Annotated in this window: 14 protein-coding genes; 9 read left to right on the plus strand and 5 right to left on the minus strand. The window is 77.4% G+C overall.

What is annotated here, in order from left to right:
* Window positions 1-226: 226 nt before the first annotated feature.
* Entirely contained in the window at window positions 227-1321 is a 1095-nt protein-coding gene (locus tag ACRYM6_RS12730) for a type IV pilus twitching motility protein PilT (RefSeq protein WP_432543259.1), read from the minus strand.
* Window positions 1322-1461: 140 nt separating this feature from the next.
* On the opposite strand from ACRYM6_RS12730, the gene ACRYM6_RS12735 reads away from it, so the two are divergent.
* Complete coding sequence (locus ACRYM6_RS12735; protein WP_375791718.1) at window positions 1462-1536, plus strand: 50S ribosomal protein bL37; 75 nt, start codon at window positions 1462-1464, stop codon at window positions 1534-1536.
* 79 nt (window positions 1537-1615) lie between these two features.
* On the opposite strand, the gene rsrA is transcribed toward ACRYM6_RS12735, so the two are convergent.
* From rsrA to ACRYM6_RS12750, 3 genes are all read right to left on the minus strand, one after another.
* On the minus strand, window positions 1616-1882 hold the full coding sequence (gene rsrA / locus ACRYM6_RS12740; RefSeq protein ID WP_432543247.1) for a mycothiol system anti-sigma-R factor: 267 nt from the start codon (window positions 1880-1882) through the stop codon (window positions 1616-1618).
* Window positions 1879-2502, minus strand: coding sequence for a sigma-70 family RNA polymerase sigma factor (locus ACRYM6_RS12745; protein WP_432543248.1), 624 nt, complete (start codon window positions 2500-2502; stop codon window positions 1879-1881). Before ACRYM6_RS12745 ends, rsrA begins: the two co-directional genes overlap by 4 nt.
* 232 nt (window positions 2503-2734) lie before the next feature.
* A complete protein-coding gene (locus ACRYM6_RS12750) occupies window positions 2735-3541 on the minus strand; it encodes an SOS response-associated peptidase (protein ID WP_432543249.1) in 807 nt (268 codons plus the stop codon).
* 105 nt (window positions 3542-3646) lie between these two features.
* Here ACRYM6_RS12750 and ACRYM6_RS12755 point away from each other — a divergent pair, with 105 nt between their 5' ends.
* The 4 genes from ACRYM6_RS12755 (at window position 3647) to ACRYM6_RS12770 (ending at window position 12300) form a co-directional block, all read left to right on the plus strand.
* Window positions 3647-4159 carry a DoxX family membrane protein gene (locus tag ACRYM6_RS12755; protein ID WP_432543250.1) on the plus strand — a complete coding sequence of 171 codons (513 nt, stop codon included), beginning with the start codon at window positions 3647-3649 and terminating at the stop codon, window positions 4157-4159.
* Window positions 4160-4215: 56 nt separating this feature from the next.
* Window positions 4216-5568 (plus strand): 3-phosphoshikimate 1-carboxyvinyltransferase, encoded by a 1353-nt coding sequence (gene aroA, locus ACRYM6_RS12760; protein ID WP_432543251.1) that lies wholly within the window; start codon window positions 4216-4218, stop codon window positions 5566-5568.
* Complete coding sequence (gene rsgA / locus ACRYM6_RS12765; RefSeq protein ID WP_432543260.1) at window positions 5565-6632, plus strand: ribosome small subunit-dependent GTPase A; 1068 nt, start codon at window positions 5565-5567, stop codon at window positions 6630-6632. The genes aroA and rsgA overlap by 4 nt, the downstream gene beginning before the upstream one ends.
* 106 nt (window positions 6633-6738) lie before the next feature.
* A complete protein-coding gene (locus ACRYM6_RS12770; protein WP_432543252.1) occupies window positions 6739-12300 on the plus strand; it encodes a diguanylate cyclase in 5562 nt (1853 codons plus the stop codon).
* Window positions 12301-12310: 10 nt separating this feature from the next.
* On the opposite strand, the gene ACRYM6_RS12775 is transcribed toward ACRYM6_RS12770, so the two are convergent.
* Window positions 12311-12985, minus strand: coding sequence for a vitamin K epoxide reductase family protein (locus ACRYM6_RS12775; RefSeq protein WP_432543253.1), 675 nt, complete (start codon window positions 12983-12985; stop codon window positions 12311-12313).
* A gap of 155 nt (window positions 12986-13140) precedes the next feature.
* On the opposite strand from ACRYM6_RS12775, the gene hisN reads away from it, so the two are divergent.
* The 4 genes from hisN (at window position 13141) to ACRYM6_RS12795 (ending at window position 16713) form a co-directional block, all read left to right on the plus strand.
* Window positions 13141-13983, plus strand: a complete 843-nt coding sequence (hisN, locus tag ACRYM6_RS12780; protein ID WP_432543254.1) for a histidinol-phosphatase — start codon at window positions 13141-13143, stop codon at window positions 13981-13983.
* Entirely contained in the window at window positions 13980-14765 is a 786-nt protein-coding gene (locus tag ACRYM6_RS12785; protein ID WP_432543255.1) for a CPBP family intramembrane glutamic endopeptidase, read from the plus strand. Before hisN ends, ACRYM6_RS12785 begins: the two co-directional genes overlap by 4 nt.
* A 123-nt stretch (window positions 14766-14888) precedes the next feature.
* Entirely contained in the window at window positions 14889-15956 is a 1068-nt protein-coding gene (locus ACRYM6_RS12790; protein WP_432543256.1) for a mechanosensitive ion channel family protein, read from the plus strand.
* A gap of 70 nt (window positions 15957-16026) precedes the next feature.
* The gene (locus tag ACRYM6_RS12795) at window positions 16027-16713 is read left to right on the plus strand and encodes a SemiSWEET family transporter (RefSeq protein ID WP_432543257.1); all 687 of its coding nucleotides are present in this window, start codon (window positions 16027-16029) and stop codon (window positions 16711-16713) included.
* Window positions 16714-16805 lie beyond the last annotated feature (92 nt).

Raw genomic sequence — 16805 nt, forward strand, 5'->3', positions numbered from 1 at the left:
TCCACCGATCTCACCGCCCTCGTGGTGCTGGCCGTCCTCGTGGTGCTGGCCCTGACCGCACCCCGCTTCGGCGCCGACTCCCGGACCTCGCGCGAGTGGTCCGAGGACGGCGGCGTCCCCCGCCCCGGTGCCCGCCGGCGACCGGACCCGCCGGCCGCCCCGGGGCCCGCACGACCGGACCCCGGACGACCGGACCCCGCACGACTGGACCTCGGACGACTGGACCTCAGACGACCAGACCGAGCCGGCGCAGCTCGACGGCGAGGTCGTGGGGGCTGGACGCGGCGTCCTGCGCGTCCTCCAGCGTGACGACCCCGTCCCGGACCAGCTCCACGAGGTGCTGGTCGAACGTCTGCATCCGGTAGTACTGCCCCTCCCGGATGAGGTCGGTGATGTGGTTCGTCTTGTCCGGGTCGGCGATCGCGTCCGCGATCCGGCCGGTGTTGACGCAGATCTCCATGACCACGCACCGGCCCGCCCCGTCGGCGCGGGGCACCAGGCGCTGGCAGACGATTCCGCGCAGCGACCCCGCCAGGGCCAGCCGCACCTGCTTCTGCTCGTGCGGGGGGAAGAAGTCGATGATGCGCGAGATCGTCTCGGCCGCGTCGATCGTGTGCAGGGTCGACATGACGAAGTGGCCGGTCTCGGCGGCCGACAGGGCCGCCTTCACGGTCTCCTGGTCGCGCATCTCCCCCACGAGGATCACGTCGGGGTCCTGCCGCATCGCCGCGCGCAGCGCGGTGGTGAAGTCGGCGGTGTCGAGGCGGACCTCGCGCTGGCTGATCATCGACCGGTTGTCGGTGTGCAGGACCTCGATGGGGTCCTCGATCGTGACGATGTGGCTCTCGCGCACGGTGTTGATGTGGTCGATCATCCCGGCGAGGGTGGTCGTCTTGCCCGAGCCGGTGGGGCCGGTCACCAGCAGCAGGCCGCGGTGCTCCAGCGCCAGCTGCTCGATGACCGGCGGCACGCCCAGCCCGGCCAGCGGCACCGCCTGCGCCGCCACGCGCCGCAGCACCAGGCCGACGGACCCGCGCTGGCGGAAGGCGTTGACGCGGAACCGGCCCGCGCCCTGCGGCAGGCTGTACGCGAAGTCGGCCTCGTGGGTGCGGGCGAACTCCTCGACGAGGTCGGCGCGCAGGATCTGCTCCAGCATCCGCTCGGTGACGTCGGCCGTCAGCGGCGGGGCCTGCAGGACGCGCAGCCGGCCGTCGATCCGGATCCGCGGCGGCGACCCGGCCTTGCAGTGCAGGTCGGACCCGCGCAGCTCCACCAGAGCCCGCAGGTACGGGGTGATGAGCGGCTCGGCGGCGGGCGCCACGTGCCCGGCGCTCTGCTGGGCGGCGGGACCCTGCGTGATCGTCACCCCTGCGGCATCGGGCGCCACCGGGGCGACCTTGAGCACCCCTCACCCCGTGGGACGATGGACGCCGAGATCCATCGACCACGGAGGAGGACACCATGAGCAAGCGAGGCCGCAAGCGCCGCTCGCGCAAGGGCAACGGCGCGAACCACGGCAAGCGCCCCAACGCCTGAACCGGCGCACCGGAGCGACGAAGGCCCCGGATCCTCACGGATCCGGGGCCTCGTGCGTCTGTGAGCCGCTGCGGCGGGCTCAGCGCGCGGTGACGCTCACCTCGGTGATGGACACGAGGATGCGCGCCCGCAGGGTCTGCGGCGCCTCCTCGCAGGGGCAGCCGTCCCGGATGACCTGCTTGAGCTTCTCGTCCTCGGCGAGCTGGGCCAGGCAGCTGGCGCACTCCTCCAGGTGGGCCCGCAGCTTCTCGCAGTCCAGGTCGGGCATCTCACCGTCGAGGTACTCGAACGCCCGCTCCAGCACCTCCTGGCAGTGCTTGGCCCCGTTCCGCTCGACCCCGCTCACGACGCACCTTCCTTCTGGGCGGTGGCCCCGCTGACGCCCCGGTCCACGGCGTAGTCGCGCAGCAGCTCGCGCAGCTGGCGCCGGCCGCGGTGCAGGCGGGACATCACCGTCCCGATGGGCGTGCCCATGATCTCGGCGATCTCCTTGTACGCGAACCCCTCGACGTCGGCCAGGTACACCGCCAGCCGGAAGTCCTCCGGGACCTGCTGCAGCGCCCGCTTGACGTCGGAGTCCGGCAGGTGGTCCAGCGCCTCGGTCTCGGCCGAGCGCAGCCCCCGGGAGGAGTGCGACTCGGCCCGCGCGAGCTGCCAGTCCTCGATCTCGTCGGAGTGCGCCTGCTGGGGTTCGCGCTGCTTCTTGCGGTACGTGTTGATGTACGTGTTCGTCAGGATCCGGTACAGCCACGCCTTGAGGTTGGTGCCCGGGGTGAACTGGTGGAACGCGGCGTACGCCTTCGCGAACGCGTCCTGGACCAGGTCCTCGGCGTCCGCGGGGTTGCGGGTCATGCGCAGGGCGGCGGAGTACAGCTGGTCGAGGAACGGCAGCGCATCGCGCTCGAAGCGCGCGGCCCGCTCGTCGGCGGTCTCCTGCGGAGCGACCTGCTCGGTCTGTTCGGTCATCGCGATCGAGCCTAGGCCCTGCGCGGGAGCTGCGCTCACGCGCGGACCCCGGACGTCACGGCGACCGGGCGGACCGGCGGCGCCGCGGCGCGGCGCGCGCGGCTCGACCCGCCGGGCGGGTTCGAGGGCTGGGGCGAACGGCATGTCCGGGTCAACGCGGGCGCCCCCGTCACCATTCCGTCACCCGCCGGCACCGGCCCGGCACCGGCCCGGCACCGGCTCAGGCACCGGCTCAGGCACCCAGGACCTCGCCCGTGCGCAGGTCCACCACGCCGTCCAGGTCCGCCGCCGGCACGGGGTCGAGCAGCTCCGGGCCCTGGTTGCGCACGTCGCCCACCGCGGCCGGGACCGGGTGCGCCCGCAGCGCACCCCCGAGGAAGAGGTCGCGCGGCACGGCCCCCAGCAGGGACCGCACGTCGTCGGCGTCGTCGAGGGAGGGGTCCAGCCAGGCGTCGCGCAGGTCGCGCGGGACCACCAGCGGCATCCGCTCGTGCAGCCGGTCCAGGCCCTCCTCGGCGGCCGTGGTGACGACCGCGAACGAGACCAGCCACCGGGCGGGGTCGGCCGGTGCCCTCGCCTCGTCCTTCCAGAACTCGTAGACCCCGGCCAGCGACAGCACCGACCCGTCGGCGCTCGCGACGGCGAACGGCTGCTTGCGCGGGCGGCCGTCCGCGGCGGTGGAGGCCTGCCACTCGTACCAGGCGTCGACCGGGACCAGGCAGCGGCGGGCGGTGGCGGCCGCGGCGAAGGCCGGCTTGGACAGCAGCGTCTCCACGCGGGCGTTGACCAGCGGGGCCCCGCCGGTCCCCTCCTTCGACCAGCCGGGCACCAGCCCCCACCGCAGCGCCCGCAGCGAGCGGGTCGGCGGGGCGTCCGGCTCGCCCTTGCGGAAGCGCTCCAGCACCACCGGCGGGGTCGTCGTGGGGGCGGTGTTGGTGGACAGGGTGACCGCACCCCCGCCGGCGAGGGTGTTGTCGTCGACCTCGAACTCCTCGACCAGGTCCTCGAGCTCCCGACGCAGGGCGTAGCGACCGCACACGGGGCCACCCTGCCACGCCCCGGCGACACGCCCCGGCGACACGGCCCCGCGGTCGCGGTGATCACGCCCGTGCGGTAGGCAACTCCCATGACTGTGGTGCGACGAGTGGCCCGCCCGATGCTCGCGGCGATCTTCATCAAGAACGGCATCGACCAGGTCCGGCACGCCGGGGACCTCGCCCCGTCGGCCGAGCCGCTGGTGCACCGCGTGGCCGGCCCGCTGCGCCTGCCCGACGACCCGGTGCTGCTGGTCCGCCTCAACGGCGCGGCGATGGCCGGCGCCGGGGTGCTGTTCGCCCTGGGCCGGGCCCCGCGGCTGGCCGCCACCGTCCTGGCCGCCACCGCGGCGCCCAGCGCGTACGTGAACCACCCCTTCTGGTCCGAGAAGGACCCCGCGGTGCGCCGGGAGGTCCTCGACGACTTCCTCACCGACCTCGGCCTGCTCGGCGGGGCCCTGCTGGCCTCGGTCGACACCGCCGGCAAGCCCGGGGCGCTGTGGCGGGGCAAGCGCGCCGGCCGGGACGCCAAGCGGCTGGCCCACCTCGCCGCCCGCGAGGCCGTCCACGCCGCCGAGCTCGGCAAGAAGGACGTCCAGCTGGCCGCCGCCAAGATCGGCTGACGCTCCCCGCCGCCGCCCCGACCACCGTTCGACCCGTGTCCGGGGCGGCTGCGAGGATGCCTCCCGTGACTCCGAACGATCCGTCCAGCGCACCGTCCAGACCGGCTCCGGACCAGGAGCTGTGGGCCGCCCCGACCGCGGCCGGCCCCCTGGACGCCGTGGTCGCGGTGCCGGGCTCGAAGTCGCTGACGAACCGCTACCTCGTGGTGGCCGCGCTGGCCGGGCGCCCCTCGCTGCTGCGCGCTCCGCTGGTCTCGCGGGACACGCTGCTGATGGCCGACGCGCTGCGCCAGCTCGGGGCGGACGTCGTCGAGGGCGCCGCCGAGGGCGTGGGCGCCGGCGACTGGGTGGTGCGGCCCGGCCCCGTCACCGGCGGCTCGCGGATCGACTGCGGCCTGGCCGGGACCGTCATGCGCTTCCTGCCGCCGGTCGCCGCGCTGGCCGACTCCCCCGTGGAGTTCGACGGCGACGACCGCGCCCGCGAGCGCCCCATGCGTGCCGTGCTCGACGCGGTCCGCCAGCTCGGCGCCGTCGTGGACGACGGCGGGCGCGGTCTGCTGCCGTTCAGCGTGCGCGGCCCCGCCGGCGGGCTGCGCGGCGGCACGGTCCGCATCGACGCCTCGGCCTCCAGCCAGTTCGTCAGCGCGCTGCTGCTGGTCGGCGCCCGCACCCGCGAGGGGCTGGAGGTCGTCCACGACGGCCCGCCGGTGCCGAGCCTGCCGCACATCCGGATGACCGTGGAGGTGCTGCGGGACGCCGGCGTCCTGGTCGACGACTCCACCCCGGGCCGCTGGTTCGTCGAGGCCGGGGAGATCAACCCCCTCGACGTCCACGTGGAGCCCGACCTGTCGAACGCCGGGCCCTTCCTGGCCGCGGCCGCCGCGGTCGGCGGCCGGGTGCGGGTGCCGGGCTGGCCGCAGTCGACGACCCAGGCCGGTGACGTGCTGCGCGACGTGCTGGACCAGATGGGCGCGGAGGTGACCCTGGACCGCGACGGCCTGCTCGTGGAGGGCACCGGTGAGCTGTACGGCGTGGACCTGGACCTGCACGAGGCCGGTGAGCTGGCGCCGGTGATCACGGCGCTGGCGGCGCTGGCCTCCTCCCCCACGCGGCTGCGCGGCGTCGCGCACCTGCGCGGGCACGAGACCGACCGGCTCAAGGCGCTGGTGACGGAGGTCAACGCGCTGGGGGGCCGGGCCGAGGAGACCGCCGACGGCCTGCTGGTGCACCCGCAGGCCCTGCACGGCGGGGTCTTCCGCACCTACGCCGACCACCGGATGGCGACCGCGGGCGCCGTGCTGGGCCTGCGCGTGGAGGGCGTGCTGGTGGAGGACGTCGCCACGACCGCCAAGACGCTGCCCGACTTCCCCGGGATGTGGGCCGCGATGCTGGCGGGGGTCGGCGCCTGAGCCCGCGGCAGCGCGGTCCCGTCGGGCGCTTCGACGAGGACGACGTCCGGATCCGGCCCAACCGGCGCGGGTCCCGGCCGCGCACCAAGGACCGCCCGGCGCACGCCGACGCCGTCGAGGCCTTCGTCGTGGCCGTGGACCGGGGCCGGTCCACCTGCCTGGTCGGGGAGGGCACGGCGCAGCAGCGCGTGGTGACGGCCATGCGGGCCCGCGAGCTGGGCCGCACGGGGGTCGTCGTGGGTGACCGGGTGGGGCTGGTCGGCGACGTGTCGGGCACGACCGACACGCTGGCCCGCATCGTCCGGATCGAGGAGCGGCGCACGAAGCTGCGCCGCTCCGCCGACGACACCGACCCGATCGAGCGGGTCGTGGTCGCCAACGCCGACCTGCTCGTGGTGGTGACGGCGGTGGCGAACCCCGAACCGCGCTCCCGGCTGGTGGACCGCTGCCTGGTGGCGGCCTACGACGCGGGCATGCAGCCGCTGCTGTGCCTGACAAAGGGCGACCTGCGGCCGGCGGCGGAGGTGCTGGACACGTGGGCCCCGCTGGGGCTGGACGCGGTGGTCACCTCCCGCGGGCCGGAGGGGCTGGTCGGCCTGGAGGAGGTGCGCGAGCGCCTGGCCGGGCGCACCACCGTCCTCGTGGGGCACTCCGGGGTTGGCAAGTCGACGCTGGTCAACGCGCTGGTCCCCGACGCCGGGCGGGCCACCGGCCACGTCAACGCGGTCACCGGCCGGGGCCGGCACACCTCGACGTCGATGGCGGCGCTGGCGCTGCCCGGGGGCGGCTGGGTCATCGACACCCCGGGCGTGCGCTCCTTCGGGCTGGCCCACGTCGACCCGGAGGCGGTGCTGCGCGCGTTCCCGGACCTCCTGCCGGGCGAGGGGGGCTGCCCGCGCGGGTGCACGCACGACGAGCCCGACTGCGGCCTCGACGCCTGGGTGGGGTCGGGGCGGGCCGGGGCGGCCGGGGCGGCCCGGCTGGAGTCCTTCCGCCGGCTGCTGAGCGCGCGCCGCGGCGCCGGTGAGGACCCCGGCCCGGACGAGCAGCGCCCGCCGCGGTGAGGCGCCGGTCCCCGCGGACGGCCCCCGCCCGGATGCCCACTGGCCGTGGATCACTGATGCCCTAGGGTGACCGTCGGTCCGGTCAGGAACGAGGGGACGGCGGCTGATGGCGGAATCGCGTCCCACCCGTCCCGGTGCACCGACCGTCCCCGGCCGGGGCGTCGTCCCCGGTCCCGCGCCCGCCCCCGGTCCCCTGGCCGGCCCCGAGCCGCCCTGGACGGTGCTGCGCGAGCTGGGTCGCGGCGCGGGCTCGATCGTCCACCTCGCCGTGCGCGGGGACCGGGAGTACGCCGTCAAGCGGCAGCGCCCCGGGGCGTCCCCGGCCGAGCAGGCCGAGGGCGAGCGCACCCTGCGCCGCGAGGCCGCCCTGCTGGCCAGCGTCCACCACCCCGGCCTGACCCGCGTCCACGCGGTCGCCGAGGTCGGCGGCCGGCTCGGCATCGTCATGGACGCCCACGACGGCACGTCCCTGGCGGACCTGCTGCACTCCCCGCCCCCGCGCGGCGGGGACCCGGCGACCGGGGAGCTGCCCGCGGGCCTGCTGTCGGTGACCACCACGGTGCGCCTGGTCGTCGACGTGTGCGACGCCCTGCACGCCCTGCACGCCTCCGGCCTGGTGCACCGCGACGTCAAGCCCGCCAACGTCCTGGTGACCCGCTCCGGGCGCGGCGTCCTGGTCGACCTCGGCGTCGCGCACCTGGACACCGGGTCCCCCACCCGCCCCGCCCGGCCCACCCGCCCCGACGGGCCCGAGCGCCGCCGCGACGACCCCCGCGGCCCGGCCGGGGACGCCACCGACGCCGAGGCGGGCGCCCTGCTGTACCGGTCCCCGGAGCAGGCCGGGGTCGTCCGCAGCCCCGTCGACCACCGCTCGGACCTGTACTCGGTGGGCGCGCTGCTGCTGGAGTGCCTGACCGGGCGCACCCCGGTGGAGGGCGCCGACGCCGCCCAGGTCCGCCGCCGCCTGGCCCGGCTGCAGCCGCTGGACCCGGACGTCCTCGGCCCGGGCGTCCCCCGCCCGCTGGCCCTGCTGGTGCGCCGGCTGCTGGCGCTGGACCCCGAGGACCGGCCCGGCGACGCCGCCGCGGTCGCCGACGAGCTGAGCCGCGCCGTCGCGGACACCGCCCCCGACGTCGCCCTGGGCCGGCGCAGCTGGACGGACCCGACCGAGGGCCCGCTGCTCGAGCGCGGCCGGCAGTGCGCCCTGCTCGACGCGGCGTGGGACGGCGCCCGCGCGGGGTCCGGCGGCGTCGTCGTCGTGCGCGGGGCCGCCGGCTCCGGGCGCAGCGCGCTGGTGGACCGCTCGCGCCGCCGGGCCGCGGCCCAGGGGGCGGCGACGGTCGTCCTGGACACCACCCGGTCCCCGAGCTCGCCGCTGAGCGCGCTGCGGCGGGCGATGTCGGCCGGGGGCCTGACCCCGGCCGAGCCGGGGCACGACCCGTCGCCGGACCCCGACGACCCGCGCCCGCAGACCCTGGCCGAGGAGCTGATCCAGCACGCCGCCCGCACCGGCCCGCTGCTGGTGGTGCTCGACGACACCGAGCACGCCGACGCCTCCACCCTGGCGGTGCTGCGCCGGGTCGCGGGCGAGTGCGCGGACCTGCCGCTGCTGCTGGTCCTGGTCGACCGGGCCCCCTCGGGAGCCGACGACCCCGGGACCGCCGACGGGCTGGACACCGCCGGCGCCCTCGTCCTGGACGTCCCCCCGCTCTCGGACGCCGCCGCCCGCGCGGTCGTGCGCCGGCGGCTGCCCGGCGCGGTGGTCACCGACTCGGTCGCCACGGCGCTGGTCTCGCGCGCGGCGGGCAACCCCGGGGCCCTGCTGGCCCTGCTGACCACCCTGCTCGACGGCGGCGGCCTGCTGCCCGACTGGGGGCACTGGCGGCTGGAGCACGCCGCGCTGGAAGCGGTGCCGGTGGCGCCGCGGCTGCTGACGGCGCTGCTGCGCCGGGTGGACGACCTCGCGCCCCGGCACCGCGAGGTGCTGCGGCTGGCCGCGGCCTGCGGCCGCTCGGTGGACGACCACCTGGTGCTGCGGGCCGCCGTCCCGCAGCTGGACCCCGAGGACGTGCACGCGGGGCTGGCCGCGGGGGTGGCGGCCCGGCTGCTGCGGCCCCTGCCGCACGGCCGGCACGAGTTCCTGCACCAGCAGGTCGTCGACGCCGTCCTGGACGGCGTGGAGCAGGTCGAGCGCCGGGCGCTGCACGCCCGGCTGGCGCGGGTGCTGCGGGCCGACACCCGCGCCGGCGTCGACGACGGCGACCGCGACGCGCTGTTCGCCTGCGCGCACCAGCACCTGCGCGCCGGGGACGCGGTGGCGCCCGGCGACGTCGTCGACGCCTGCGCGCTCGCCGGGGTGGAGGCGGCCCGGCGCTCGGCGCCGGAGGAGGCGGTGGCGCTGCTGACGCAGGCCGTCGGTGCGGCCGAGGCGGCCGGTCTGGAGCTGGACCCGCGGCTGCGGCGGCTGCTGGCGGCGTGCCTGGCCCGGCAGGGCCGGCACGCCGAGGCCCACGGCCACCTCGGGCAGCTGCTCGGCGCGGCCGGCGGGCCGGTGGAGCGGGCGGTCGTGCTCGGCGAGATCGCCGTCCTGCACCGGCACGAGCGGGCGGCCGCCGCCCCGGACCGCGCCGGGGCCGCCGCGGCCGAGGGCCTGGCGGTCCTGGGCACCGCCCGCCCGGCCCGGTGGCCGGGGTGGGTGGCCACCACGCTGGTCTCGCTGCTGGCGCTGGCGGGCGCGGTCGCCGGGCACGGCCGCCGGCGGGCCAGCCGGCACCGGCTGGACTCCCCGCGCGAGGTCGAGCGCTCCACCCTGGAGGGGGCGCGCGCGGTGCTGCTGCGGGAGGCCGCCGCGGCCGACCTGGAGCGGGGGCGTCCCCTCGCGGGCGCGCCGGCGGCGCTGGCCGCGTGGGCGCACGCCCTGCGGGCCCGGCGGGCGGACCTGGCCCGCGACGCGCGGTGGGCGCTGCGGGCGGCGCTGGCGCAGGCCCTGACGGGCCGCGCGACGCTGCTGCCCGTCCGGCTGCCGGGCACGGCCGGCCTGGTGGGCCGGCCGCTGACCGCCCCCGGCGCGCGCGAGGTGGAGACCGACCCGGGGGTCCTGGCCTCCCTGCGGCTGGCCCGGGGCCTGCGCCGGCTGGGGTCCGGCGGGACGTGGCGGGCGGTGGCCGAGGTGCTGGAGGAGGACGGCCAGTGGCTGGACCTGCCCGCGTACGTCGTCGGCACGCAGGCGGTGGCGGTCGAGCGGCTGGCCGCCGGGCACGTCGCGACCGCCGCCGCCTGGCACGCCCGGGCGGTGCGCCGGGTCCCCGAGGGCGGCACCGTCCCGGCCGGGCTGGACCTGCTGCGCAGCGCGCTGCTGGGCGCGAAGGGCCGGCCGGGCGAGGCCGGTGACGTGCTGGAGGCGGTGCGCCGCGACGGCGGCGGCGGCAGCGGCGGGGACGACGGCGGGGACGACGGCGCGCCCTCGGGGCACGGGTGGCAGGTGCTGCTGGCCACCGCGAACTGGCTGGTCCAGCAGGGCGACCTCACCGAGCGGTTCGACCACCTCGCCGGGCAGGTGCTCGCGGCGGCCCGCCGGACGCGCCCACGCGGTGCGCCGGAGGCCGGGTGGACGCTCGTGCTCGTCGTGTGCGGGCGGCTGGCGCAGCTGCGCGCGGCCGTCGACGTCGGCGATCCCGCCGGGGTCCGGGCGGGCCGGGAGGCGCTGCGGGAGGCGCTGCGGGCGCTGCACCGGGTGCTGCGCCGGGCGCCCGGCCGCCCCGGTGGCGCCGTCCAGCGGGCGGTGGTCGACGCCGTGCGCGCCGACGCGCTGCACCGGCTGGGGGCGCGGCGGCGGGCCCGGTTCCTGCTGCGCCGCGCCGAGGTCCGCGCGGCGCGCCTGGACGCCCCGCTGCTGGGCCACCACCTCCTGCTGCTGCGGGCCGAGCGGCTGGAGGAGGCCGGCGCGGGCCCGGACGCCGACCGGCTGCGCTGGATGGCGGCGGCGCTGGCCGAGCGGCAGGGCTGGGTCCCGCTGGTCCAGCGCGGGCGCGGCGGCACCGGCGCGGGCCGGGCGCCGGTGGGCGGGCAGCCCGCGGGCCGGGCCTCGTGGACCCCGGCCCCGGGCCGGCGGCGCCGGCTGCTGTCGGCGATGCGCGACGTGGGCAACGCCGCGCAGGTGCTGGACCCGCAGGACGTGGTGCGCCTGGCCCTGGACCAGGCGTGCGAGGTGCTGGGCGCCGACCGCGCGGTCCTGGCCGTCCTGGACGGCGAGGACGAGCTGGTGGTGTTCGCCGGGCGGACCCGCACGGGCACGGACCTGCCGGCGACGACGGCCGTCGACCCGGCGGCGGCGCGGGCGGCCCGCACGGGCCGCCCGGTCCTGCGGGGCGCGCTGGAGGCCGCCCCCGGCCCGGGTCCCGCGGTGGGCGGGCCGGGCCCGCACGAGGTGGCGCGCAGCGTCGTGGCCGTGCCGCTGCTGGTGCGCGGGCGCCGCACGGGGGTGCTGTCGGCGGCCAGCACGGTGGCGCAGGGGGCGTTCGGCCGTGGCGACGTGGAGCTGCTGCAGCTGATCGCCGGTCAGGTCGCCGCGTCGCTGGAGACCGCCCGCGCCGCGCGGCTGGAGATCGAGGTCCACGGCGCGCAGCGCGAGCGGGACCTCGCCGAGGCGGTCCGCCGGGTCACCGAGGAGGTCTCCGGCAGCCTGGACCTGGCCACGGTGCGCCGTCGGCTGCTGCGCTCGGCGCTGGCCGAGCTGGGCGGGCGGCGCGGGGCCCTGGTCCCGGTGGCGGTGCGGGCGCCGCGCGACGTCGACCCGCCCGCCCTGGTCACCGCGGCGGACGCCGCGACGGTCCGGGAGCTGGCCTGGAACCGCGACTGGGAGGGCGAACCGGACTGCGCGCGCCTGCTGGAGAGCGCGCACGCGGTGCACGGCGACGGCCCGCTGCCGGCGCGGCTGGCGGGGCTGCTGGGGCTGGCCGGGGACCGGCCGCCGGGCGCGGGGCGGGACGAGGCGCAGTGGCTGGTGGTGCCGCTGAAGGACCGGACGGGTCTGGTCGCGGAGGCGCTGGTGCTGACCGGCGGGGCCGACGGGCCGCGGGCGCGCGCCCACGTCGCCGAGGCGCTGGCCGCCCCGGCGGCGATCGGCCTGGAGAACGCGCGGCTGTTCGCGCAGGTCGAGCACCTGGCCCGGACCGACTCCCTGACGGGCGTCGCGACGCGCGGGCACCTGCTGCGGCTGGGTGAGCAGCGGGTGCGCCGGGCCGTCCTGGGCCGGCCGGTGGCGGTGGTCATGGTGGACGTCGACCACTTCAAGGCCGTCAACGACACCTACGGCCACGCGGCCGGCGACGAGGTGCTGGCGGCGGTGGCCCGCCGGTTGCAGCACGAGACGCGCGGGAGCGACGTGCTGGGCCGCTACGGCGGGGAGGAGTTCGCGCTGGTGGTGACCAGCCCGGGCCCGGAGGAGGGGCACGGCCCGCTGGACGTGCGGGAGGTGGCGGAGCGGTTGCGGCAGAGCGTGCGCCGCACCCCCGTGGAGGTGCGCGGGCAGCAGCTGCGGGTCACGGTCAGCGTGGGGGTGGCGGTGCTGGCCGACGGGGAGGGGCTGTCCGACGTCCTGGCCCGCGCCGACGCGGCCCTGTACCGGGCCAAGGCGGGCGGTCGCGACGTCGTGGTGGTGGCGGACTGACGTCCGGGGCTCAGAGCAGCGTCGACCAGTAGGACCAGAACTTCGTGGCGATCATGGCCAGCACGGCGGCGAAGCTGAGGACGACGAGCAGCCCCCGGTAGTCGACCAGGACCAGCGCGGCCCGGCGCAGCCGGGCGGGCACGGGCACCAGCCCGCGGTCGAGGCCGTCGGCCAGGCTCGTCCAGAACGTGGGGATGACGACGGCCCACACGACCATGCAGTACGGGCACAGGGCGTGGATGGAGTACAGGCTCTGGCTGATGAGCCAGCCGACGAAGACCACCCCGACGGTGATCCCGGCGAGGTAGGTGCGCTCGACCCAGCGCGGCAGCGCGACGCGGGACAGGACGAGGGCGCCGAGGAAGGTGGAGACGGCGAAGGCCGCGATGCCCAGCAGCGGGTTGGGGAAGCCGAGCAGCGCCGCCTGGGGGGTCTGCATGACGCTGCCGCAGGACAGGACGGGGTTGAGGCTGCAGCTGGGCACGTAGGCCGGGTCCTGGAGGAGCCGGATGCGCTCGACGGTGAGGGTGAAGGCCGCGACGAAGCCCAGGAGGCCGCCGAGCAGGAGCAGCAGCCCGCGGGCGCGGGGGCCGACGGGGATCGCCGACAGGTGCCCGGTGGGCACGTCCCCGGGCAGGTCGTCCAGGTGCTCGTCGTCGTGGGTGCGGTCGGTCGTTCCGGCCATCTCGTCCTCCCTCGCCGCACCGGCCGCCCGCCGCGGGCGCCGGCCGGGGCGCTCCCACCCCGTCCCCAGCATCCTCGACGTGCCTGGGCGTCGGCTGAACGGGCCGTTGGTCCCGGTCCCCGGGATCGGGCGGGCGCGGGGGGTAGGTTCGCCGGGTGCCCTACCCCCGCAGCTCCTCCGCCCCCGCCCCCGCCGACGGCGCCCGGCCCCGCTACGACGACGACCTGCGGCTGGCGCACGTCATCGCCGACCAGGTCGACGGCCTGACGACGGACCGCTTCAAGGCGGTCGACCTGGCGGTGGAGACCAAGCCGGACCTGACCCCCGTCAGCGACGCCGACCGCACGGCCGAGGAGCTGATCCGCGGGCAGCTGAAGCGGACCCGCCCGCGCGACGCGGTGCTGGGCGAGGAGTTCGGGCTGGTCGGGCACGGGTCGCGGCAGTGGGTGGTGGACCCGATCGACGGCACGAAGAACTTCGTCCGCGGCGTGCCGGTGTGGGCCACGCTCATCGCGCTGCTGGAGGACGGCGAGCCCGTGGTGGGGCTGGTCTCGGCCCCGGCGCTGGGCAAGCGCTGGTGGGCCGCGACGGGCTCGGGCGCCTGGACGGGCCGCAGCCTGTCGTCGGCGACGCGGATGTCGGTCAGCTCGGTGTCGTCGCTGGAGGACGCCTCGTTCGCCTACTCCTCCCTGGGGGGCTGGGAGGCCGCCGGCGTCCTGGACGGGTTCCTGGAGCTGACGCGGACGGTGTGGCGCACCCGCGGCTTCGGCGACTTCTGGTCGTACATGCTGCTGGCCGAGGGGGCCGTCGACGTGGCCGCCGAGCCGGAGCTGGCGCTGCACGACATGGCGGCCCTGGTGCCGATCGTCACCGAGGCCGGGGGGCGCTTCACCTCCCGCGCCGGGGTCGACGGCCCGCACGGCGGCGACGCGGTGGCCAGCAACGGGCTGCTGCACGAGGCCGCGCTGCGGTTCCTGGGGACCCCCGCGCAGCCGTGAGCCGCCCGTCCCCGGCCGTGGTCACCGACCCCCGCGAGCGCCGGCTGCTGGTGTGGGAGGTCGTGGCGGTCTTCGCCGTCTCCCTCGGGATGAGCGGGGTCCGCGCCCTGGTGAGGTTCGTCGGCATCCTCACCGCGCCGGAGGCGATCAACGCGCAGACCTCGACGGTCCTGGGCAGCTACGCCCCGGACCGGCCCTGGCTGGACCTGTCGCTGCAGCTGGTCTCGGTCGCCTCCGGGCTGGCCCCGGTGCTGCTGGTCGGCTACCTGATGGCCCGCGGCGGGGAGTCGCTGCGGACGCTGGGGTTCGACGGCCGCCGGTTCGGGCGGAACGCGCTGGCCGGGCTGGGGCTGGCCGCGGTCATCGGCGGGTGCGGCCTGGTGCTGTACCTGGGGGCGGTGGCGGCGGGGGTCAACACGAACGTGGCGGCCTCGACGCTGCCGGACGTGTGGTGGGCGGTCCCGGTGCAGGTGCTGGCCGCGGCCGAGAACGGGGTGCTGGAGGAGGTCCTCGTCGCGGGGTACCTGCTGCACCGCCTGTCGCAGCTGGGGTTCCGCTGGTTCCCGGCGCTGCTGGTGAGCGCGCTGCTGCGCGGTTCCTACCACCTGTACCAGGGGGTGGGGGGTTTCGTGGGGAACGTGGCGATGGGCCTGGTGTTCGGCTGGGTGTACCAGCGGTGGGGGCGGACGATGCCGCTGGTGGTGGCGCACACGGCGATCGACGTGGTGGCGTTCGTGGGGTACGCGGCGCTGGTGGGGAAGGTGGACTGGCTGCCGGGGTGAGGGAGCGGTGCAGATCGGCCGGGGGCCGGGCCCCGGGCCTGCCGGACGGGCCGGCTGCGCCTACCGTGGCTCGGGACCGCAGGACGTCGATGTCCGTACTCGATCCCTGAGGAGCCCTCCCCCGTGACCATCAGCACCTCCGTCTGGCTCACCGTCGGCGCGACCGTCCTGGCGGCGGTCCTGGCCGCCGGGGTCGGTGAGCTCGTCGCCCTGGGCGTGCGCCGGCTGGGCCGCACGCACGAGATCCTCGCGACGCTGGCCCAGCGGGGCCGGCGCCCGCTGGCCGGTCTGCTCGGCACGCTGGCGGCGACCGTGGCCCTGCACGTCGGGACCGCTCCGGCGGACTGGCGCGAACCGACCCTGACCGTGCTGGGCCTGCTGGCCGTGGCGTTCGGCGCGGGCCTGGCGGTCGTCGCCGCGAACGTGGTGCAGGACGTCCTGCTGCTGCGCTACCGCATCGACGTGGCCGACAACCGGCGCCAGCGCCAGCGCCGCACGCAGGTCCAGCTGGTCAAGCGGGTCGTGGTGGCGCTGATCGTGGTCGTGGCGGCCGCGGCGATGCTGCTGACGATCCCGGGGGCCCGCGGGGTGGGCACGAGCGTCCTGGCCTCGGCGGGGTTGCTCTCGGTGGTGGCCGGGCTCGCGGCGCAGACGTCGCTGTCGAACGTGTTCGCGGGTCTGCAGATCGCCTTCACCGACGGGATCCGGGTGGACGACGTGGTGGTGGTCGAGGAGGAGTGGGGGAACATCGAGGACATCACCCTCACGTACGTCGTGGTCCGGTTGTGGGACCAGCGGCGGCTGATCCTGCCGTCGACGTACTTCACGACGACGCCGTTCGCGAACTGGACGCGCAACTCCTCCGACATCATCGGGACGGTCGACTTCGAGACGGACTGGACGACCCCGGTCGAGGAGTTGCGTTCGCACGCGGAGGGTTTCGTGCGCGACCACCCGCTGTGGAACGGGCAGACGTTCGCCCTGCAGGTGACGGACGCGAAGAACTCGGTGCTGAGCTTCCGGGTGCTGGTGAGCGCGAACTCCGGCGGGGAGCTGTTCGACCTGCGCTGCGCGGTGCGCGAGGAACTCGTGGGCGTGCTGCGCCGGGACCACCCGGGCGCGCTGCCGCGGGTGCGGGTGGAGACCCCGGCGCCGGTGGTGAGCCTGCCGCACCAGGGCAGCCGGGTGTGACTCACGTCTCACCGGCGCCCGCCGGCGTGCGTCTCAAGGCGGTACCTGGTACCGGTCGAAGAACAGGCACGTGCCTGTTTCCTCCCTTCTCCCCCTGCTCGGTCTCCTCGCCGCCGGTCTCGGCGTCCTCACCGGGGTGCCGCAGGTCCTGCGCCTGCTGAAGGACCCCGACGCCACCGGCCTGTCCTACTCCTCCGCCGTCCTGGGCGTCCTGTCCGCCGGGACCTGGCTGAGCTACGGCGTCGCGCTGCGCGACCCCGCGCAGCTGGTCGCGAACGTGCCGGGCCTGGCGTGCGCGGTCGTCACCGTCGTCCTCGCCGCCCGCCGCCTGGGGCTGCGGCTGTCGACCGCCGCGGTCGCCGTCGCGGCCTGGACCCCGGTCGTGGTGGCCGCCTTCGCCGTCGGCGGCGCCGCCGCGGCCGGCGCGCTCGGCACCGCGGTGTCGCTGGTGAAGATGCTGCCGCAGATCCGCACCGTGGTGCGCCGCGAGCCGCTGCACGGCCTGGCCCCGGCCACCTTCGTCCTCACCCAGGTCTCGGCGGCGCTGTGGACGGTCTACGGCCTCGCCCTCGGCCAGGTCTCGGTGGTCGTGTGCTCGGCCGTCACCGTCGTCCTGGCCGGGGTGGTCCTGTCCCGCCGCTGCCCGCCGGCCGAGGTCGTCCGTGCGCTGCACCGGGGCCGCTTCGGCGTCCCGGGCCGGTTGCTGGTGCGCCCGCTGGTCCTGGCCCGCCGGGCCACCCTCACGCTGGCGGCCTGAGACCGCGGGGGGGGGGGGGGGGGGGGGGGGGGGGGGGGGGGGCGGGGGGGGGGGGGGGGGGGGGGGGGGGCGGAGGGGGCGGGGGGGGGGGG

This window comes from Kineococcus rugosus, assembly GCF_050871975.1.
Taxonomy (GTDB): Bacteria; Actinomycetota; Actinomycetes; order Actinomycetales; family Kineococcaceae; genus Kineococcus.